This is a genomic window from Streptomyces fagopyri (assembly GCF_009498275.1).
Lineage (GTDB): Bacteria > Actinomycetota > Actinomycetes > Streptomycetales > Streptomycetaceae > Streptomyces > Streptomyces fagopyri.
The window spans coordinates 6345815-6364742 of the sequence record NZ_CP045643.1; the positions used below are offsets into that span (position 1 = coordinate 6345815).

Consider the following 18928-nt stretch of genomic DNA (forward strand, 5'->3'; position numbering starts at 1 on the left):
GTCAGGCGCTCCTTCGGTATGTATCCAGATGGTGTGGCGGTACTCCGGCCGGAGTGGTCCGGACGGTGTGCCTAGGGGAGGGTAACGACCGTGGCGGCGTACACGAGACCCGCCCCGAATCCGATGACGAGCGCGGTGTCGCCGCTCTTCGCCTCACCGGTCGCCAGAAGCCGCTCCATCGCGAGCGGAATCGAGGCGGCCGAGGTGTTGCCGGTGGTGCGTACGTCCCGGGCGACCGTGACGTGCTCCGGCAGTTTCAGCGTCTTCACCATCGAGTCGATGATCCGCTCGTTGGCCTGATGGGGAATGAAGACATCCAGGTCGTCCGGGCTGATCCCGGCCGCGTCCAGCGCCTGCTGGGCGACCTTCGCCATCTCGAACACGGCCCAGCGGAACACCGCCTGGCCCTCCTGCGTGATCGCAGGGAACTTGATCTCGCCCTTGGAGTCGAGCGGGAGGGTCGAGACGTCGCCGCTGTGGAAGCGGTCCCACGGGACGGTCTGCTTGATGGTGCCGGACTTGTCGCCCTCGCTGCCCCACACCGTGGGGCCGATGTGCGGCTCCTGGGAGGGGCCCACGACGACCGCGCCCGCGCCGTCGCCGAACAGGAAGGCCGTCGCACGGTCCTCCAGGTCGGTGAGGTCGGACAGCCGCTCCACGCCGATGACCAGGACGTACTCCGCGGAACCCTCGACGACCATGCCCTTGGCCAGGGTCAGCCCGTAGCCGAAGCCCGCGCAGCCGGCCGAGATGTCGAAGGCGGCGGCCTTGTCCGTACCGAGCTTGTCGGCGATCTCGGTGGCGATGGCCGGGGTCTGGCTGAAGTGGGACACGGTGGAGACGACCACGGCGCCGATCTGGTCGGCGTTGATCCCGGCGTCGGCGATGGCCTTGCCGGACGCCTCGATCGACATCGCGGCGACGGTCTCCTCGTCGGAGGCCCAGTGCCGGGTCTCGATGCCGGAACGCGAGCGGATCCACTCGTCGGAGGAGTCGATCGTCTCGAGGATCACCTCGTTGGGCACGACCCGCACGGGACGGTAGCCGCCCACGCCCAGGATCCGCGCGTACGGGGCGCCCTTGCTGGGCTTGATCTTCGACATGCTCTCGGGCTCCTTGTCAGGCGCTGTGCTCGGCGAGGAGCTCGCGAGCCGCGTCGAGGTCGTCTGGGGTCTTCAGCGCCAGGGTCTTCACACCCGGCAGCGCGCGCTTGGCGAGGCCGGTGAGCGTGCCACCCGGGCACACCTCGATCAGCGCGGTCGCGCCGAGCTCCTGGAAGGTCTCCATGCACAGGTCCCAGCGGACCGGGTTGGCCACCTGGCCGACCAGCCGCTTCAGGACGTCCGCGCCGGACTTGACGGTCTGGCCGTCCTTGTTGGAGACGTACGTGACCAGCGGGTCCGCGGGGTTCAGGTCCTCGGCGGCCCGCGCGAGCGCCTCGACGGCGGGTGCCATGTGGTGCGTGTGGAACGCGCCGGCGACCTTCAGGGCCACCACCCGGCGTACGCCGTCGGGCTTGTCCGCCTCCAGGGCAGCCAGCTGCTCCAGCGTGCCGGCGGCGACGATCTGGCCACCGCCGTTCACGTTCGCGGGGGTCAGGCCGAGCTTCTCCAGATGCGGGACCGTCGTCTCGGGGTCACCGCCGAGCAGCGCCGACATGCCGGTCCGGGTGACGGCGGCGGCCTCGGCCATCGCCAGGCCACGGGTGCGTACGAGCGTCAGCGCGGCGGTGTCGTCGAGCACTCCCGCGAACGCGGCGGCGGTGATCTCACCGACGCTGTGCCCGGCGACGGCGCCGGGAGCGAGGGCGGAGACGTCGCCGAGTGCCGCGGCGGAGAGGAGTCCGGCGGCGACCAGGAGCGGCTGCGCGACAGCCGTGTCCCGGATCGCGTCCGCGTCGGCCTGCGTGCCGTAGTGGGCAAGGTCGAGACCGATGGCGTCCGACCACGCGGCGAGGCGGTCGGCGGCACCGGGGAGATCGAGCCAGGGAGTCAGGAAGCCGGGCGTCTGGGCGCCCTGGCCGGGAGCGACGAGTACGAGCACTCTCACACTCTCTCTTGTGGACGGCCACGGCCGCCCGTGGGGACAGGGACGAAGAACACGAAGGGGAATTGTAGGGCTCCGACAAATGCCTACGTCTGGAGATCTCCATCGGCCAGACGCCCCAGGATGAGCGCGATCCGCAGTGTGAAGGCGGATCGTACATCCGAGGGTGACCAACCGGTGACGTCAGTCACACGTCGTAGCCGGTAGCGCACGGTGTTGGGGTGAACGAAGAGCATTCGGGCCGCGCCTTCGAGGCTGCTCGCCTGTTCCAGATAGACACTGAGGGTTTCGAGGAGCGCGGAGCCGGCTTCCTCCAGTGGTCTGTAGATCTCCTCCACCAATTGCTCGCGGGCCGACGGATCTCCGGCGATCGCGCGCTCCGGCAGCAGATCGTCGGCGAGGACCGGGCGCGGGGCGTCCTGCCAGGCGAGACACGCCTTCAGGCCGGCCGCGGCGGCCTGCGCGGAGCGGGTCGCGGCGAGCAGGTCGGGCACGATCGGTCCGGCGACGACGGGCCCGGCGGCATACGGGCCGATCAGCGACTTGGCGACCGCGAGCGGGTTGTCGCTGCCGCCCGCGATCACCACGAGCCGGTCCCCGAGCACCCCGGTCAGCACCTGCAGCTTGGCGTGCCGGGCGGCCCGCCGGATGGCCTCGACGGTCAGCTCGCTGTCACCGTCGGGTGCCGTACCCAGCACCACGCAGACGTGTTCGGGGGAATTCCAGCCGAGGGCGGCGGCGCGGGAGACGGCGCCCTCGTCGGCCTCGCCGGAGAGTACGGCGTTCACGACCAGGGACTCCAGCCGGGCGTCCCAGGCACCGCGGGCCTCGGCGGCCTGCGCGTAGACCTGGGCGGTGGCGAAGGCGATCTCACGGGCGTAGACGAGCAGGGCCTCGCGCAGCACGGACTCGTCACCGGGAGCGGCCACCTCGTCGATGGCGCTCTCCATCACCTCGATCGTCGTCCGCACCATCTCGACGGTCTGGCGCAGGGTGATGGCCCTGGTCAGCTCGCGGGGGGCGGTGCCGAACACGTCGGTGGAGATGGCCTGGGGCGCGTCGGGACGCCGGAACCACTCGGTGAACGCGGCGATACCGGCCTGGGCGACGAGCCCGATCCAGGAACGGTTCTCCGGTGGCATGGCCCGGTACCACGGCAGCGTCTCGTCCATCCGCGCGATGGCCTGCGCGGCGAGACTTCCGGACGACTTCTCCAGCCGCTTCAGGGTCGCCGAGTGCGTGTGGACGTCGTGCGCTGGGCGCTCGATATTGCTGGCTTCGGGTTCGGGCACGGGACAAGACTGCCTTATCAGGACGGAGCCGTGCGGCGGCGGGTCTCCCCTCGGGGCCGGGAGGGAGAGAAGCGGGGCTACGGTGGGAGACGTGACGGACGTACGGCGCTGTCGGATGTGGCGGATGTGGCGGTTGTGATCGAGGTACGGCGCGCCGACGAGCGCTACCGGGGCGGGGAACCGGCGGCCGGGATCTCCTCGCTGCACGCCTTCTCCTTCGGCCCGCACTACGACCCGGCCAATCTCCGCTTCGGCGCGGTGATCGCCTGCAACGAGGAACGGCTCGCGCCCGGCGCGGGTTTCGACGAGCATCCGCACAGTCACACCGAGATCGTCACGTGGGTGGTGGAGGGGGAGCTGACCCACCGGGATTCCGCCGGTCACGAGTCGCTGGTGCGGGCCGGGGACGTGCAGCGGCTGAGCGCGGCGGCCGGTGTGCGGCACGTCGAGCGCAACGACGGGCCGGGTCCGCTGGTGTTCGTGCAGATGTGGCTGGCTCCGGTCGCGCCCGGCGGTGTCCCGTCCTACGAGGTCGTCCACGGCATCGCGGACTCCACTCCGTACGCGGTCCCGGAGGCCGAGGCGATGCTGCATGTGCGGCGGCTGGCGCTGGGGGAGCGGACGGCGGTTCCGGACGCGGCGTTCGTGTACGTCCACGCGGTGCGGGGTGAAGTAGCCCTGGACGGAGCCGAGTTGGGGCCGGGTGACGCGGCCCGCATCACGGGTGCGAAGGATCTGGAGGCGGTGGCGACGACTCCGGCGGAGCTGTTGCTGTGGGCGATGCCGGCGACGGGCTGACGGTCCGCTCCGCGGGGTTCCGCGGGGGCGTCCGTGAGGCGCGGACACGGGTGCGGACGCGCGACCGGCCCCCACCGGCCCGTACGCGAAGAGGCACCCCGGGTGTCCCGGAGCCGTGCCGCCTCAGCCGCGCAGCTCCAGCAGCACAGCGTCCGTGAACGGTGTCCACGCCTGCGCCGCCCACGGCCCGAACGCCCGGTCCGTGAGGGCGACGCACGCGGCGCGCAGCACCGGATCGATCCACAGGAACGTACCGGACTGCCCGAAGTGGCCGAAGGTACGCGGCGAGGACGAGGTGCCCGTCCAGTGCGGGGACTTGGAGTCACGGATCTCGAAGCCGAGCCCCCAGTCGTTGGGGTTCTGGTGGCCGTATCCGGGCAGCACCCCCTTCGTGCCGGGGTACTGCACGGTCATCGCGTCCGCCACCGTCCGCGCGTCCAGGAGCCGGGGTGCCTGGACCTCCGCCGCGAACCGCACCAGGTCCGCCACCGTCGACACCCCGTCCTTGGCGGGCGAGCCGTCCAGCGACGTCCCCGTCATGCCCAGCGGCTCCAGTACCGCCTGCCGCAGGTACTCCGGGAAGGAGATGTCCGTCGCCTTGGCGATGTGGTCCCCGAGGACCTCGAACCCGGCGTTGGAGTACAGCCGCCGCTCCCCGGGCGGGGACGTCACCCGGTGCTCGTCGAAGGCGAGCCCCGAGGTGTGCGCGAGGAGATGGCGGACTGTCGAGCCGGCCGGACCCGCCGGCTCGTCGAGATCGACGGCCCCCTCCTCGTACGCGACGAGCGCGGCGTACGCGGCGAGCGGCTTGGTGACCGAGGCGAGGCGGAAGCGGTGGTCGACCGGACCGTACGACCCCGTCACCGTGCCGTCCGCGCGGACGACGGCCGCGGCGGCCGTGGGGACGGGCCAGTTCTCGATCAACGCCAGACTGCGCAGGGACATGCGTACGAGCCTAAGCGGCTCAGAGGCGGAGCCGCATCGAGGGGTCCGGCTTGCGCACGAACCCGAGCGACGCGTACAGCGGCTCGGCCTCCGGGGACGCGTTCAGGTCGACCTGGGGCACGCCCCGCTCGCGGAACCAGTCGAGCAGCGTCTCCACGCACGCCCGCGCGTACCCCCGGCGCCGCATGCCGGGGTCGGTGGCGACGCTGAAGACGTGACCGACCGCGCCCCGTGGATTGCCGGGCCGCCCGATCCGGTACTCGATGGTCCCGGCGACGAGCGCCGCCAGCGCGTCCGGCCGGCCGGGGTGGTCGACGACGAAGGCCGCGAAGTCCCCGTCGGGCCGGCCCAGCCTGCCGGATATCGTCGGGAGGGAGTCCGCGTGCCAGAGCGTGGAGCCGTCGGTGGTGAAGACGGAGTCGAGCATCACCTGGCGCAGGCGGAGCACTTCCCGGGCGTCCTCGGGCACGGCACGGCGTACGAGAATCATGATCCGCACGGTAGCCAGCGCACCCCGCGGACGTCCCGCGTTTCGCGGTGGTCGTCTTTTACCGGAATCCGCTTGCTTGGAGTGCACTCCAAGGTTTTAGCGTGGAGGCCATGACGGTGATGGAGACCACGGCCGAGGCCGCCGAGACCGGCACCAGGACCGATGTGTGCGCGGCGCCCCCCGAGCGGCAGCGGCGCCCGGACGGCCAGGACAGCTACACGATCAGCGAGGTCGTCGCCTTCACCGGCCTGTCCGCGCACACCCTGCGCTGGTACGAGCGGATCGGTCTCATGCCGCACATCGACCGCTCGCACACCGGGCAGCGCCGGTACAGCAACCGCGACCTGGACTGGCTGAGCCTCGTCGGCAAGCTCCGGCTCACCGGGATGCCGGTCGCCGACATGGTGCGGTACGCGGAACTGGTGCGGGAGGGCGACGAGACCTATCGCGCGCGCTTCGAGCTCCTGGAAGCCACCCGCCGGGACGTGCAGGCGCGGATCGCCGAGCTCCAGGACACCCTGGCGGTCCTCGACCACAAGATCAGTTTCTACGCGGACGCCGGGCGACCCCTGGCGTCGGAGAGGTCCTGATGACGGACAGCAAGATCGCGAAGGTACGGCTCGGCACCGACGGCCCCGAGGTCGGGGCGCAGGGTCTGGGCTGCATGGGCATGAGCTTCGCGTACGGGCCCACCGACGCCGACGAGGCGCGGGCCACCCTGGAACGGGCGCTGGAACTCGGCGTCACGCTCTTCGACACCGCGGACGCCTACGGCCAGGGCGCGAACGAGACGTTCCTGTCCCCGTTCTTCAAGGCGCACCGGGACGAGCTCGTCATCGCGACGAAGTTCGGCCTGTCGATCCCGCCGGACAACCCGACGAAGCGGGTCGTCCGCAACGACGCCCCCTACATCCGCCAGGCCGTCGAGGCGAGCCTGCGGCGGCTGGACGTCGAGGTGATCGACCTCTACTACATGCACCGCCGTGACGTGAACATCCCCATCGAGGAGACCGTCGGGGTCATGTCCGAACTGGTGCGCGAGGGCAAGGTCAAGCACCTCGGGCTCAGCGAGGTCACCGGCGGGGAGCTGCGTGCCGCCCAGGCCGTGCATCCGATCACGGCCGTGCAGTCGGAGTGGTCGCTGTTCAGCCGTGACATCGAGGCCGGCGTGGTTCCGGCGGCCGGTGAGCTGGGCGTGGCGCTCGTCCCGTACTCGCCGCTCGGGCGCGGCTTCCTGACCGGATCGTTCGCCAACGCGGACACGGATCTCACCGAATCCGACTTCCGCCGTCAGCAGCCCCGCTTCACCGGTGACAACGCGGCCGTCAACGCCGCCCTGCTGGAGCCGGTACGCGCGACGGCCGAGGCGCACGGCGTCTCTCTCGGCCAGGTCGCGCTGGCCTGGGTGCAGCGGCAGGCCGCGTCGTACGGGGTGTCGGCGGTGCCGATCCCGGGGACGCGCAGGCGCGGCCGGGTCGAGGAGAACGCGGCGGCCACGCGGATCGTCCTCGGCGACGAGGAGATGGCGCTGCTGGAGCCGATCGCCTCGAAGGTGGCGGGGGAGCGGTACGCGGACATGTCGTTCTCGTCGGCGGGACGGGAGTAGGACCGCGGCGTCACCGCAGCCGCACAGCTCCGCCCGTGGCGCTGACGGCGTGCCTCACAGCTCCGCCAGCAGCTCCGCCTTCTTCCTCGTGAACTCCTCGTCCGTGACCAGCCCCGCCTCGTGCAGCTCGCCGAGGTGGCGGATGCGGTCGGCGATGTCGGCCGGGTCGCGGCGGGGAGCGGGGACCGCGGTCACGGCCGCGGGGCCCGAGGCCCGTACCGCGGCGAGCACCGAGGCCGCGAACGGGAGCGACTCGTGGACGGGCCCGTAACCGAGTCCGAAGACGACCGCGGCCGGATCCTGGTCCGCCTGGGCGGGCTGTGCGACGGCGGGTTCGCGGCGCAGCAGCCGCAGATGACCCTCGAAGACCTCGGGGGAGCGCCACTCGACCCCGCTCAGCCCGGCGACCGGGAAGATCTGGTCGCCGGCCTTCCACTTGGCGGAGGACGCGCCGGTCCAGAACCAGCGGAAGGACACCGAGGTGCCGTCGAAGGCCGCCTTCCCGTCGTACGCCTTGAAGCGCAGCGGCGCCTCGGGCGCCGCGACGAGGTGGCGCTCGACGGGGCCGGCGTCCCCGGTGAGCCGGGCGCGCAGCTCGTCGGCGTAGTACTCGGCGAGGGTCTCCCGGTCGGCGGGCAGGACCAGCCGGTAGGGGTCGCACCCCTCCTTCAGCTGCCCGGCGGCCGCGTCCATCAGCGGGTCGGCGCCCACCCTGGGGACGGCGTGCAGCACGACCGTGCCGCGCCTGCCCGGCGTCAGTGTGACCGCCCCGATCGCCTCCAGCGGGACCCGGCGTTCGCCGAGCGACTGGAACAGCTTCGGTGTACGGATCCCCCGCTCGAAGCGGATGAGCACGGAGTCGGACTCGAACTCCCAGGCGGCATGAAATCCGGCCAGTACGTCACCCATGCGGGCCATCGTAAGCGGCGCGCCCGCCGGAGTCCCCTCCTCGGGCGGGCCGCACTTTTCCGGTCCTCTACGCGCGTCCTGCCGCCGAGGCGTCGGTCAGACCCTGTCGGCAGGTGTCGTCGTCGTGGGCGCACCGCACCGTGTCGTACGCGCCGACGCCGATGTCCGCGAAGTTGCGCAGGCTCTCCGTGCCCGGCTCGAAATAGCCGCCGTGGCCCTTGGCGCCCCGGGCGGACAGCACTCGCGCGCCGAACGCCTTCGACACCGGGTCGGCGCCGTGTCCGAGGCCGCCGAACTCGAGGTACGGGACGTCCTGGATCCAGTCGTCGGAGTCCCGCATCGCCCAGACCCGGGCCGTGGTGCGCAGTGCCGTCGTGTTGTCGGCGCGCATGCCGGGACTGCCCGCGACCGCTATGTCCGAGACCCGGGAGGGCAGTGAGTGGGCGGCGACGCCGCAGAGCACCGAGCCGTAGCTGTGGCAGTACAGGGCGACGGGCGCCTTGCCGGGCAGCGCGCGCAGCAGCGCGTTCAGCCGGACCGCGCCCTCCTGCGCGCGGACGCCGGTGGCCGCGTCCATGCCGAGTCCGCTGGGCGCGGTGTAGTCGGCCCACGCGATCACGGCCGTACGGGTCCCGGGGCTGGCCGCGCGCTCCGCCCCGTACAGGGACGTCGCCATGCCGACCGGCGCCGAGTACTTCTTGTTGGTGCGCTGGAAGGTGAGCAGGTCGGTGTCGACGCCGGGTACCACGACGGAGATCCGCCGGGCCCTGTCGAGGTTGCCGAAGACCTCGGCGACCCGCCCCGAGCCCATGGGATCGAAGGCGAGGAACCTGCGGCCCTTGTGCAGCATCGCCTCGTAGCGGTGCATGCGGCGGCCGGCCTCCTGCTGCCCGAGGGCCGAGAGCCGGTTGTCGTGCATGCGCTTGAGCTCGATCCTGCGCTGCTGCCCGATGGCGATGCGGTTGGCCGTGTAGCGCAGCCGCACGGGCGCGCCGTTCATGTTGCCGACCGCGAGCGGGTAGCGGTGCGCCAGCCGGCCGCGCTGGCGGGCGTCGAGCGAGGCGAAGAAGCGGGACAGGCGCCCCGGTGCGGACTCGGGGTCCGGGAGAGCCTCTCCGGCGACCCGGCCGTGCTCCCACGCGGAGCGGGACGCCTGGAGGGGCGTCGCCCCCCGATGGCTGTGGACCGCGGTCCAGCCACTGGTGGCCAGCATCACGAAAACCACGGCCAGCGCGAGCAACGCACGCCAGACGTTCAGTTGAGGGGATGTCTCGAAGGAAGTCACTGAGAGGACACCCTAGGAGAAGAGGCGTGGCTCCCGTTAAACGAGTGGTGGGGATCACGTTTCTGGCGGGGTAATTGGGGCAAAGCGGGTTCAGTTTCAGATAAATAGTGACGTTGTGTGCCCAGAGTTGCTCATTCCGTGCGCCACTTCTCCGCCAATGCGGGCCCCAGATGGTCGAGATGCGCGACGGTCAGCGCGCGGATCGCCTCGACGCTGCCGTCCTCGCCCGCGCCCCACATCCGGCCCGTCACCCGCATCACCCCGCCGAACACGGCCACCGCGACCCGCGGTCTCGGATCCGTCTCCACGTCGACCCCCTCGCGCTCGGCGATCACCCGGGCGATCTCGTCCTCCAGCTCGGCGGAACGGCGCAGATGGGCGGCGAGCAGCGCGGGCGTCGACTCGATCAACTGGTAGGCGCGCATGTGCAGTTCCATCGGCACCACCGCCTCGACCGCCTCGCCGATGGTGTCCCAGCCCTCCAGCACGGCACGCCGAAGCGCCTCCAACGGGGCTTCGTGGGGCGGACGTTCACGGACGGCGGCGAGGAAGCGCGACTCGGCGATGCCCTGGGTGAACAGGGCGACGTCCTCCTTGCCCGCGAAATAGCGGAAGAAGGTCCGCTGCGAGACGTCGACGGCCTCCGCGATCTCGTCCACGGTCGTGCGCTCGTATCCCTGTGTCACGAACAGTTCGAGGGCGGCCCGCAGCAGCGCGTCCCGGGTGCGCTGCTTCTTGCGCTCGCGCAGGCCCGGACGCTGCGCCATCGATGTGAAGGAGGTCATCTCCATGGGGTCCTCTTCTGTTCTCCCGCCCAGCTCAGCGTACTCGTGGGTGACGTGACAGTTGCCGACTTGTGAACTGGTTTGTCAATTGTCAGCGGCTGTCACTAGCCTCGGCGCATGACTAGTCAGACCACCATCGACACGGCGGGGTCCGGAGACAGGACACCGGTCGCCCCGCCGGATCGGCCGGGGCCCTCCGGGCTGCGCGGCCACCCGTGGTTCACCCTGTTCACCGTGGCCGTCGGCGTCATGATGGTCGCCCTGGACGGCACCATCGTCGCCATCGCCAACCCGGCCATCCAGAAGGACCTGGGCGCGAGCTTCGCCGAGGTCCAGTGGATCACCAACGGATACTTCCTCGCGCTCGCGGTCACGCTGATCACCGCGGGCAAGCTCGGCGACCGCTTCGGGCACCGCCAGACCTTCCTGATCGGTGTGGTCGGCTTCGCCGCGGCCTCCGGGGCCATCGGCCTGTCCGACAGTATCGCCCTGGTGGTCACGTTCCGTGTCTTCCAGGGTCTGTTCGGCGCGCTGCTCATGCCGGCCGCGCTCGGCCTGCTGCGCGCCACCTTCCCGGCCGAGAAGCTGAACATGGCGATCGGCATCTGGGGCATGGTCATCGGCGCCTCCACCGCGGGCGGCCCGATCCTCGGCGGCCTGCTGGTCCAGCACGTGAGCTGGCAGTCGGTCTTCTTCATCAACGTCCCGGTCGGTGTCGCCGCGCTGGTCCTCGGCCTGCTGATCCTGACCGACCACCGTGCGCGGAACGCCCCGCGCTCCTTCGACATCCCCGGTATCGCCCTGCTCTCCGGCGCCATGTTCTGCCTGGTCTGGGCGCTCATCAAGGCCCCGGCCTGGGGCTGGGGCTCCGGTCTGACCTGGGCCTTCCTGGCCGCCTCGGTACTGGGCTTCGGCCTCTTCGCCCTGTGGGAGACACGGGTCGCGGAGCCGCTCATCCCGCTGGGACTGTTCCGCTCCGTACCGCTGTCGGCGGGCGTGGTCCTCATGGTGCTGATGGCGATCGCCTTCCTGGGCGGCCTGTTCTTCGTCACCTTCTATCTGCAGAACGTCCACGGCATGAGCCCGGTCGACGCCGGACTGCACCTGCTCCCGCTCACCGGAATGATGATCGTGGGCTCCCCGCTGGCCGGCGCCCTGATCACCAGGACGGGCCCGCGCATCCCGCTGGCGGGCGGCATGGTCCTCACCGCGGTCTCCATGTACGGCATGTCGACGCTGGACACGGGCACCGGCAGCGCCGTCATGTCGCTCTGGTTCGGCGGCCTCGGTCTGGGGCTCGCCCCGGTCATGGTCGGTGCCACCGAGGTCATCGTGGGCAACGCGCCGATGGAGCTCTCCGGTGTCGCCGGCGGTCTCCAGCAGGCCGCGATGCAGATCGGCGGAAGCCTCGGTACGGCGGTCCTGGGCGCCGTGATGGCCTCCAAGGTCGACGGCGACCTCGCGGGCAACTGGGCCGAGGCCAAGCTTCCGCCGCTCACCCCGGCCCAGCTCGACCAGGCCTCGCAGGCCGTCCAGGTCGGTTCGGCGCCGGTGGCCAAGGGCACCCCGGCCGGGCTCGCGGAGAAGATCACGACCGTCGCCCACGACACCTTCATCTCCGGCATGAGCCTGGCCTGCATGGTCGCCGCCGTGGTGGCCGTGGTGGCGGTCTTCGTCGCGCTGCTCACCAAGCGGGGCGAGAACGCGGACGCCGCGGGAGCAGGTGGCGGTCACATCTGACCGTCGATTCCCGCTCGGTTTCACCCGTCCGGGTGACACCGCTCAAGATCCCGCCCGTTCGGCGCGCGCCGCAGGTCACAGTGGGTCACGTCCTCCGCACGAACAGGGGGGCGAACGGATCTGCGGCGCGCTGTCGGAGGGGGGCAGCGCGCCCGCAGTCCCGAAGGCGCGGGGGCGCCTGCCGGGGCACGGGGAACACGGGACCTCACGGGCGCGGGGAACACGCGACTTCGCCGGGGCGGAGAGCACGCGACCGCCCGGAGCCGGCCCCACTCCCGGCACGGCGCCCCCGCGCGTGTCAGTGCGCGGGCTCCTCCGCCACCCCGGGTGCGGGATGGCGGACGGTGTCCCGGACGCCCGACAGCGCGGCGACCTCCGCGCGCAGCGCCCGCACCTCCTCCGTCAGTGCCTCGATCGCCGCCGTCTGCCGGCGCTCCTCCACGTCGTCCTTCTCGAAGCGCGAGATGAACCACGCCGCGATGTTCGCGGTGACCACACCGAGCAGGGCGATGCCGGAGAGCATCAGACCGACCGCGAGGACACGGCCCATCCCGGTGGTCGGCGCGTGGTCCCCGTACCCCACCGTCGTCATCGTCGTGAACGACCACCACACCGCGTCGCCCAGCGTCTTGATGTTCCCGTTCGGAGACTCCCGCTCCACCGACAGCACCGCGAGCGAACCGAACATGAGCAGCCCGACCACCGCGCCCCCGACATACGTCGTCAGCCGGATCTGCGAGGCCATCCGGGCCCGCCGCCCGACCAGAGTCAGTGTGGCGACCAGCCGCAGCAGCCGCAGCGGCTGAAGGATCGGCAGGATCACCGCGCACAGGTCCAGCCAGTGCGTCCGGACGAACTCCTTGCGACGGCGGACCAGCAGGAGCCGTACGAGGTAGTCGGTGGCGAACGACCCCCACACCGTCCACTCCACCACCGTGCACGCCACCGTCACGGCGGGACTCGCGTCACTGTCCACGATCGGCACGGCGTAGGCCAGGGCGAACGCCACCGCGAGCGCCAGCAGGGGCCGTTGCGTGCGCTGCTCCCAACGGACCTGCGCCGATAGCTCTTTCATACCCGCATCGTAGAAAGAAAGACGGAGGGGCGGCGGAGCTCCGGGCTCCGCCGCCCCTCTCGCGACCGGTGTACGCGGGTCTACGCGTCGCCGCCCGCGGCCCCGGGGTCGGCCGCGGCCACTTCGAGCAGCTGGTAGCGGTCGATCGCCTGCTTCAGCACCGACCGGTCGACCTTGCCCTCACGGGCCAGCTCGGTCAGCACCGCGACCACGATCGACTGCGCGTCGATGTGGAAGAAGCGCCGCGCCGCCCCGCGGGTGTCCGCGAAGCCGAAACCGTCCGCGCCCAGGGACTGGTACGTCCCCGGCACCCAGCGCGCGATCTGGTCGGGAACCGATCGCATCCAGTCGGACACGGCCACGAACGGTCCCTCGGAACCGCTCAGCTTCTGCGTCACGTACGGCACCCGCTGCTCCTCCTCGGGATGCAGCAGATTGTGCCGCTCGACCTCGACGGCCTCGCGCCGCAGCTCGTTCCACGAGGTCGCCGACCAGACGTCCGCCCTGACGTTCCAGTCGGCGGCGAGGATCCGCTGGGCCTCCAGCGCCCACGGAACCGCGACGCCGGACGCCAGGATCTGCGCCGGGATCGAGCCCGAGGTGCCCTCGCTGAAGCGGTGGACACCCTTGAGGATGCCGTCCACGTCGACGTTCGCCGGCTCCGCCGGGTGCTGGATCGGCTCGTTGTAGACGGTCAGGTAGTAGAAGACGTCCTCCGCGTCCGGACCGTACATCCGGCGCAGACCGTCCTGCACGATGTGCGCGATCTCGAAACCGTACGCCGGGTCGTACGCGACACAGCCCGGGTTCGTCGAGGCGAGCAGCTGGGAGTGGCCGTCCGCGTGCTGGAGTCCCTCGCCGGTCAGTGTCGTACGGCCGGCGGTCGCGCCGAGCACGAAACCGCGCGCCAACTGGTCGGCCATCTGCCAGAACTGGTCACCGGTGCGCTGGAAACCGAACATCGAATAGAAGACGTAGACGGGGATCAGCGGCTCGCCGTGCGTGGCGTAGGCCGAACCCGCCGCGATCAGCGACGCGGTGCACCCCGCCTCGCTGATGCCGTCATGCAGCATCTGGCCGGTCGGCGACTCCTTGTACGCGAGCAGCAGATCGCGGTCCACGGACTCGTACTGCTGGCCGAGCGGGTTGTAGATCTTCGCGCTCGGGAAGAAGGAGTCCATGCCGAAGGTGCGGTACTCGTCGGGTGCGATCAGCACGAACCGCTTGCCGATCTCCTTGTCCCGCATGAGGTCCTTCAGGAGCCTCACGAAGGCCATGGTCGTGGCGATCGACTGCTGGCCCGACCCCTTCTTCACACTCGCGTACGTCTTTTCCTCGGGCAGCTGCAGCGGCTTCGCGCGTACGACACGGGTCGGGACGTAACCGCCGAGTCCCTTGCGCCGGTCGTGCATGTACTGGATCTCTTCGGAGTTGCGGCCCGGGTGGTAGTACGGCGGCGCGCCGTCCTCCAGCTCCTTGTCCGAGATCGGCAGGTGCAGCCGGTCGCGGAAGCCCTTCAGGTCGCCGACCGTCAGCTTCTTCATCTGGTGCGTGGCGTTGCGGCCCTCGAAGTTCGGGCCGAGCGTCCAGCCCTTGACCGTCTGCGCCAGGATCACCGTCGGCTGGCCCGCGTGCGCCTTGGCCGCCGAGAACGCCGCGAAGATCTTCTTGTGGTCGTGACCGCCGCGGCCCAGGTGCAGGATCTGGGCGTCGGTCATGCCCTCGACCATGGCGCGCAGCCGGTGGTCGTCGCCGAAGAAGTGGTCGCGGATGTACGAACCGGTCTCGGTGGCGTACGTCTGGAACTGGCCGTCGGGCGTGGTGTTCAGCCTGTTGACGAGGACGCCGTCGCGGTCCTGCGCCAGCAGCGGGTCCCAACTGCGGTCCCACACCAGCTTGATGACGTTCCATCCGGCGCCCCGGAACTGCGACTCCAGCTCCTGGATGATCTTGCCGTTGCCGCGCACCGGGCCGTCGAGACGCTGGAGGTTGCAGTTGACCACGAACGTCAGGTTGTCGAGGCCCTCGCGAGCCGCGATGGACAACTGTCCGAGCGATTCCGGCTCGTCCATCTCGCCGTCCCCGAGGAACGCCCAGACGTGCGACGCGGAGGTGTCCGCGATGCCGCGCGCCTCCATGTAGCGGTTCATCCGCGCCTGGAAGATCGCGCCGAGCGGGCCGAGGCCCATCGACACGGTCGGGAACTCCCAGAAGTCCGGCATCAGCCGCGGGTGCGGGTACGAGGACAGCCCGTACGGCGCCTTCGACTTCTCCTGGCGGAACGCGTCGAGCCGCTGCTCGCTCAGCCGGTCGAGCAGGAACGCGCGGGCGTAGATGCCGGGGGACGCGTGGCCCTGGAAGAAGATCTGGTCGCCGCCGTCGCCCCCGTCCTTGCCGCGGAAGAAGTGGTTGAAGCCGACGTCGTAGAGCGAGGCGGACGAGGCGAAGGTGGCGATGTGGCCGCCGACACCGATGCCCGGGCGCTGGGCCCTGGAGACCATCACGGCCGCGTTCCAGCGGGTCGCGTTGAGGATCTTGCGCTCGATCTCCTCGTTGCCGGGGAAGAACGGCTCGTCCTTGGTGGCGATCGTGTTGACGTAGTCCGTGCTGCGCATCTCGGGCACGGCCACGCGCTTCTCGCGGGCCCTCTCGATGAGCCGCAGCATCAGATAGCGGGCGCGCTCGCGGCCACGCTCGTCGACGGCGGCGTCGAGCGAGTCGAGCCACTCCTGTGTCTCTTCGGGGTCGAAGTCCGGGACCTGACTGGGAAGGCCGCCAATGATGATCGGATTGCGATCGGATCCGGAAGCCACGCTGTTCCTTCGCTGTCAGAGGGCTGTCTGAAGGCTGCCCGGGAGGCTGAGTAAGAGCTTTCTGGGCGCTGTCTGGGGCGGATTCACGGTGTCTCGGCACCGCTCCCCAATCGTGTACCTCGGGAACGGAATCGTCATCTCTACCGATAGGTAACCGAGACATTCCCGCAGATCGCCGGGACGGGCCAGACCAAAACGCAACGATACGCTCAGTCCGTGACGCGTTCCGCAAAGTCGTTCGGGTCTCGTACGCTCCAAGGGTTCCGAACTTCACAAATGGGGCAGAAAGGTGTGGTGTGCGTCACCAATGGCCGTGATTCGCCGACTGGAGTTGCGCCGACACCGCCGGGATCGTCACCGTTTCGGCGGTCTCGACGGCCGGGTACTTGCGCGATCCGTCCCGCCCGTGTGGACTACGGCCAATGCTGCGCGCACGCGCGTCGCTGAGACATCTACCGAAACATGATCAGGAGGCAAGCCGTGAGCGCGACCGCGGACCACGCGGAGGAGCGGACCAACCCGGCCGGCAGGCTGGGGTTCGAGCCCGGACAGGTGGTCCAGGAGATCGGCTTCGACGACGACGTTGACCACGACCTCCGTGAAGGTATCGAATCGTTGATCGGCCAGGACCTGGTCGATGAGGACTACGACGACGTCGCAGACGTCGTGCTGCTGTGGTTCCGAGACGAGGACGGCGACCTTACGGATGCCCTGGTGGACGCCATCGGTCTCCTTGAGGACGGCGGCATGATCTGGCTGCTGACCCCGAAGACCGGCCGGGACGGCTACGTCGAGCCCAGCGACATCAATGACGCCGCCCAGACCGCGGGCCTTTCCCAGACGAAGAGCATTTCCGTGGGGAAGGAGTGGTCGGGCACGCGTCTGGCCACGCCCAAGTCGAAGCGCTGAGCCGTCGCTCCGTCTGCCGCAGACCCATCCGTGTCCGAGGCCCCCGCCGGCGATCCGCCGGCGGGGGCCTCGGCATGGGCCGTGCCGGGACGCCGGGAAGTCCCTGCGTAGGGTGGGCGTCACCCGAACAGCCCCCTGGAAGGGAAGCGAGTGAGTATGGCGATCGAGGTCGGCACCGAGGCACCGGACTTCGAGCTCAAGGACAACCACGGCGCCACCGTGCGGCTGTCCGACTTCCGCGGCGCGAAGAACGTGGTGCTGCTCTTCTACCCGTTCGCGTTCACCGGTGTGTGCACCGGCGAGTTGTGCGCCCTGCGCGACGAACTGCCGAAGTTCGTCAACGACGACGTCCAGCTGCTGGCCGTCTCCAACGACTCCATCCACACCCTGCGCGTCTTCGCCGACCAGGAGGGCCTGGACTACCCGCTGCTCTCCGATTTCTGGCCGCACGGCAACACCTCACGCGCGTACGGCGTCTTCGACGAGGACAAGGGGTGTGCCGTGCGCGGCACCTTCATCATCGACAAGGCGGGCGTCGTCCGCTGGACCGTCGTCAACGGTCTGCCCGACGCGCGTGACCTGAACGAGTACGTGAAGGCGCTCGACACCCTGTGATTCTTCGGTCGCAGGGCCTGCAGGGTGCGGGAACCCGTCACTAGGATCGACACGTTGATCCGATACCAACGCACGACGGGGCTCCCCGCCCCCGGACACCAATGGGAGGACTCGTGGGAGTCAGCCTCAGCAAGGGCGGCAACGTATCGCTGACCAAGGAGGCCCCGGGACTGACCGCGGTCATCGTCGGTCTGGGATGGGACGCCCGTACGACGACCGGCGTCGACTTCGACCTCGACGCCAGCGCCATCCTCACCAACGCGGACGGCAAGGTCAGCTCCGACCAGAACTTCGTGTTCTTCAACAACCTGAAGAGCCCGGACGGCTCGGTCGAGCACACCGGCGACAACATCACCGGTGAGGGCGAGGGGGACGACGAGCAGATCAAGGTGAATCTCGCAGCCGTCCCGGCCGACGTCCAGAAGATCGTGTTCCCGGTCTCCATCTACGACGCCGAGAACCGCCAGCAGTCCTTCGGTCAGGTCCGCAACGCGTTCATCCGCGTGGTGAACCAGGCCGGCGAGGCGGAGATCGCCCGCTACGACCTCTCCGAGGACGCCTCCACGGAGACCGCCATGGTCTTCGGCGAGCTGTACCGCAACGGCGCGGAGTGGAAGTTCCGCGCCATCGGCCAGGGTTACGCCTCGGGCCTGCGCGGCATCGCGCAGGACTTCGGCGTCAACGTCTGAGCCGTACCCCTGCGTCGAGCTCCCGGCCGTCCGGCCCTGTCCCGGGCCCACGGCCTCCGGCTCCCCGGCCCGGCGCCGCACCTCTCGGGGTGCGGCGCCGGGCCTGCCGACATCCGCGCGCCCGGTGTGCGACATCCGGGCGCGGGGGCGTCGCGCGCATGCTGTGCCGTGCCGGGGGAAGACACCCCCCGGACCCGGACCGAACGGACGGGCCGGCCGGGAACGGCGGGGACACCGCCCGCAGGACTGAGTGAACGCTTCACCGGGGAGGAATCAGATCATGGGCGTCACGCTCGCCAAGGGAGGCAATGTCTCCCTCTCGAAGGCCGCACCGAACCTCACGCACGTGATGATCGGGCTCGGCTGGGACGCGCGTTCCACCACCGGAGCCCCCTTCGACCTGGACGCCAGCGCGCTGCTGTGCAATTCCGGCCGGGTGCTCGGTGACGAGTGGTTCGTCTTCTACAACCAGCTCAAGAGCCCCGACGGCTCGGTGGAGCACACCGGCGACAACCTCACGGGTGAGGGCGAGGGCGACGACGAGTCGATCCTGATCGACCTCTCCAAGGTGCCGGCGAATGTCGACAAGATCGTCTTTCCGGTCTCCATCCACGAGGCCGACAACCGTGGCCAGACCTTCGGGCAGGTCAGCAACGCCTTCATCCGCGTGGTGAACCAGGCCGACGGACAGGAGCTCGCCCGCTACGACCTCTCCGAGGACGCCTCCACGGAGACCGCGATGATCTTCGGTGAGGTCTACCGCTACAACAGCGAGTGGAAGTTCCGCGCCGTCGGCCAGGGGTACGCGTCCGGATTGCGCGGTATCGCCCTGGACTTCGGAGTCAATGTTTCCTAGGCCCACCTGCACCAGCCGAGGGCGGGCCTCTAGACTTCGTGGTCAACAGTAGGTAAAGCCGAGTACGGCGCGGGG

At 70.2% G+C, this 18928-nt stretch carries 18 protein-coding genes; 8 read left to right on the plus strand and 10 right to left on the minus strand.

The features are described 5' to 3' along the window. Positions 1-71: 71 nt before the first annotated feature. The 3 genes from GFH48_RS27315 to fasR form a co-directional block, all read right to left on the minus strand. A complete protein-coding gene (locus GFH48_RS27315; RefSeq protein WP_153290780.1) occupies positions 72-1103 on the minus strand; it encodes a ketoacyl-ACP synthase III in 1032 nt (343 codons plus the stop codon). A gap of 16 nt (positions 1104-1119) precedes the next feature. Further along, positions 1120-2043, minus strand: a complete 924-nt coding sequence (locus GFH48_RS27320; RefSeq protein WP_153290781.1) for an ACP S-malonyltransferase — start codon at positions 2041-2043, stop codon at positions 1120-1122. A gap of 89 nt (positions 2044-2132) precedes the next feature. After that, the gene (fasR, locus tag GFH48_RS27325; protein ID WP_153290782.1) at positions 2133-3338 is read right to left on the minus strand and encodes a fatty acid biosynthesis transcriptional regulator FasR; all 1206 of its coding nucleotides are present in this window, start codon (positions 3336-3338) and stop codon (positions 2133-2135) included. A gap of 135 nt (positions 3339-3473) precedes the next feature. Here fasR and GFH48_RS27330 point away from each other — a divergent pair, with 135 nt between their 5' ends. Continuing rightward, complete coding sequence (locus GFH48_RS27330) at positions 3474-4136, plus strand: pirin family protein (RefSeq protein ID WP_194280893.1); 663 nt, start codon at positions 3474-3476, stop codon at positions 4134-4136. 123 nt (positions 4137-4259) lie between these two features. On the opposite strand, the gene GFH48_RS27335 is transcribed toward GFH48_RS27330, so the two are convergent. Both GFH48_RS27335 and GFH48_RS27340 read right to left on the minus strand, forming a co-directional pair. Continuing rightward, positions 4260-5081, minus strand: coding sequence for a serine hydrolase domain-containing protein (locus tag GFH48_RS27335; protein WP_153290783.1), 822 nt, complete (start codon positions 5079-5081; stop codon positions 4260-4262). Positions 5082-5100: 19 nt separating this feature from the next. Beyond that, on the minus strand, positions 5101-5571 hold the full coding sequence (locus GFH48_RS27340) for a GNAT family N-acetyltransferase (protein ID WP_153290784.1): 471 nt from the start codon (positions 5569-5571) through the stop codon (positions 5101-5103). A gap of 110 nt (positions 5572-5681) precedes the next feature. On the opposite strand from GFH48_RS27340, the gene GFH48_RS27345 reads away from it, so the two are divergent. Both GFH48_RS27345 and GFH48_RS27350 read left to right on the plus strand, forming a co-directional pair. After that, positions 5682-6161 (plus strand): MerR family transcriptional regulator, encoded by a 480-nt coding sequence (locus tag GFH48_RS27345; RefSeq protein WP_153290785.1) that lies wholly within the window; start codon positions 5682-5684, stop codon positions 6159-6161. Further along, a complete protein-coding gene (locus GFH48_RS27350; RefSeq protein ID WP_153290786.1) occupies positions 6161-7177 on the plus strand; it encodes an aldo/keto reductase in 1017 nt (338 codons plus the stop codon). The genes GFH48_RS27345 and GFH48_RS27350 overlap by 1 nt, the downstream gene beginning before the upstream one ends. A gap of 54 nt (positions 7178-7231) precedes the next feature. Here the strand turns inward: GFH48_RS27350 and GFH48_RS27355 are convergent, their stop codons facing one another. The 3 genes from GFH48_RS27355 to GFH48_RS27365 form a co-directional block, all read right to left on the minus strand. Continuing rightward, the gene (locus GFH48_RS27355) at positions 7232-8086 is read right to left on the minus strand and encodes a DUF4429 domain-containing protein (protein ID WP_153290787.1); all 855 of its coding nucleotides are present in this window, start codon (positions 8084-8086) and stop codon (positions 7232-7234) included. A 67-nt stretch (positions 8087-8153) separates the two neighbouring features. Then, on the minus strand, positions 8154-9371 hold the full coding sequence (locus tag GFH48_RS27360; RefSeq protein ID WP_153290788.1) for an alpha/beta hydrolase: 1218 nt from the start codon (positions 9369-9371) through the stop codon (positions 8154-8156). A gap of 131 nt (positions 9372-9502) precedes the next feature. Beyond that, the gene (locus GFH48_RS27365) at positions 9503-10156 is read right to left on the minus strand and encodes a TetR family transcriptional regulator (RefSeq protein ID WP_194280894.1); all 654 of its coding nucleotides are present in this window, start codon (positions 10154-10156) and stop codon (positions 9503-9505) included. Positions 10157-10405: 249 nt separating this feature from the next. Between GFH48_RS27365 and GFH48_RS27370 the strand changes: the two genes are divergently transcribed. Next, complete coding sequence (locus tag GFH48_RS27370) at positions 10406-11896, plus strand: MFS transporter (RefSeq protein WP_407698723.1); 1491 nt, start codon at positions 10406-10408, stop codon at positions 11894-11896. Positions 11897-12194: 298 nt separating this feature from the next. On the opposite strand, the gene GFH48_RS27375 is transcribed toward GFH48_RS27370, so the two are convergent. Together GFH48_RS27375 and aceE are read right to left on the minus strand one after the other, a co-directional pair. Then, positions 12195-12971: a potassium channel family protein gene (locus GFH48_RS27375; protein WP_153290791.1), complete on the minus strand. Its 777-nt coding sequence runs from the start codon at positions 12969-12971 to the stop codon at positions 12195-12197. Positions 12972-13051: 80 nt separating this feature from the next. Beyond that, positions 13052-15784, minus strand: coding sequence for a pyruvate dehydrogenase (acetyl-transferring), homodimeric type (gene aceE, locus GFH48_RS27380; RefSeq protein WP_153290792.1), 2733 nt, complete (start codon positions 15782-15784; stop codon positions 13052-13054). A gap of 480 nt (positions 15785-16264) precedes the next feature. Between aceE and GFH48_RS27385 the strand changes: the two genes are divergently transcribed. The 4 genes from GFH48_RS27385 (at position 16265) to GFH48_RS27400 (ending at position 18853) form a co-directional block, all read left to right on the plus strand. Next, positions 16265-16693, plus strand: coding sequence for a DUF3052 domain-containing protein (locus GFH48_RS27385; RefSeq protein ID WP_153290793.1), 429 nt, complete (start codon positions 16265-16267; stop codon positions 16691-16693). A 156-nt stretch (positions 16694-16849) separates the two neighbouring features. Then, positions 16850-17308 (plus strand): peroxiredoxin, encoded by a 459-nt coding sequence (locus tag GFH48_RS27390; protein WP_153290794.1) that lies wholly within the window; start codon positions 16850-16852, stop codon positions 17306-17308. 113 nt (positions 17309-17421) lie between these two features. Next, the gene (locus GFH48_RS27395; RefSeq protein ID WP_148013793.1) at positions 17422-17997 is read left to right on the plus strand and encodes a TerD family protein; all 576 of its coding nucleotides are present in this window, start codon (positions 17422-17424) and stop codon (positions 17995-17997) included. A 280-nt stretch (positions 17998-18277) separates the two neighbouring features. After that, positions 18278-18853: a TerD family protein gene (locus GFH48_RS27400; protein WP_148013792.1), complete on the plus strand. Its 576-nt coding sequence runs from the start codon at positions 18278-18280 to the stop codon at positions 18851-18853. Positions 18854-18928 lie beyond the last annotated feature (75 nt).

Bases quoted from the DNA above. Each gene is read 5' to 3' on its own strand.
- GFH48_RS27390 (WP_153290794.1), top strand. From the start codon at position 16,850: ATGGCGATCGAGGTCGGCACCGAGGCACCGGACTTCGAGCTCAAGGAC.
- GFH48_RS27345 (WP_153290785.1), top strand. From the start codon at position 5,682: ATGACGGTGATGGAGACCACGGCCGAGGCCGCCGAGACCGGCACCAGG.
- GFH48_RS27370 (WP_407698723.1), top strand. From the start codon at position 10,406: ATGATGGTCGCCCTGGACGGCACCATCGTCGCCATCGCCAACCCGGCC.
- GFH48_RS27365 (WP_194280894.1), bottom strand. From the start codon at position 10,156: ATGACCTCCTTCACATCGATGGCGCAGCGTCCGGGCCTGCGCGAGCGC.
- GFH48_RS27350 (WP_153290786.1), top strand. From the start codon at position 6,161: ATGACGGACAGCAAGATCGCGAAGGTACGGCTCGGCACCGACGGCCCC.
- GFH48_RS27355 (WP_153290787.1), bottom strand. From the start codon at position 8,086: ATGGGTGACGTACTGGCCGGATTTCATGCCGCCTGGGAGTTCGAGTCC.
- GFH48_RS27375 (WP_153290791.1), bottom strand. From the start codon at position 12,971: ATGAAAGAGCTATCGGCGCAGGTCCGTTGGGAGCAGCGCACGCAACGG.
- GFH48_RS27340 (WP_153290784.1), bottom strand. From the start codon at position 5,571: ATGATTCTCGTACGCCGTGCCGTGCCCGAGGACGCCCGGGAAGTGCTC.
- GFH48_RS27315 (WP_153290780.1), bottom strand. From the start codon at position 1,103: ATGTCGAAGATCAAGCCCAGCAAGGGCGCCCCGTACGCGCGGATCCTG.
- GFH48_RS27335 (WP_153290783.1), bottom strand. From the start codon at position 5,081: ATGTCCCTGCGCAGTCTGGCGTTGATCGAGAACTGGCCCGTCCCCACG.
- GFH48_RS27400 (WP_148013792.1), top strand. From the start codon at position 18,278: ATGGGCGTCACGCTCGCCAAGGGAGGCAATGTCTCCCTCTCGAAGGCC.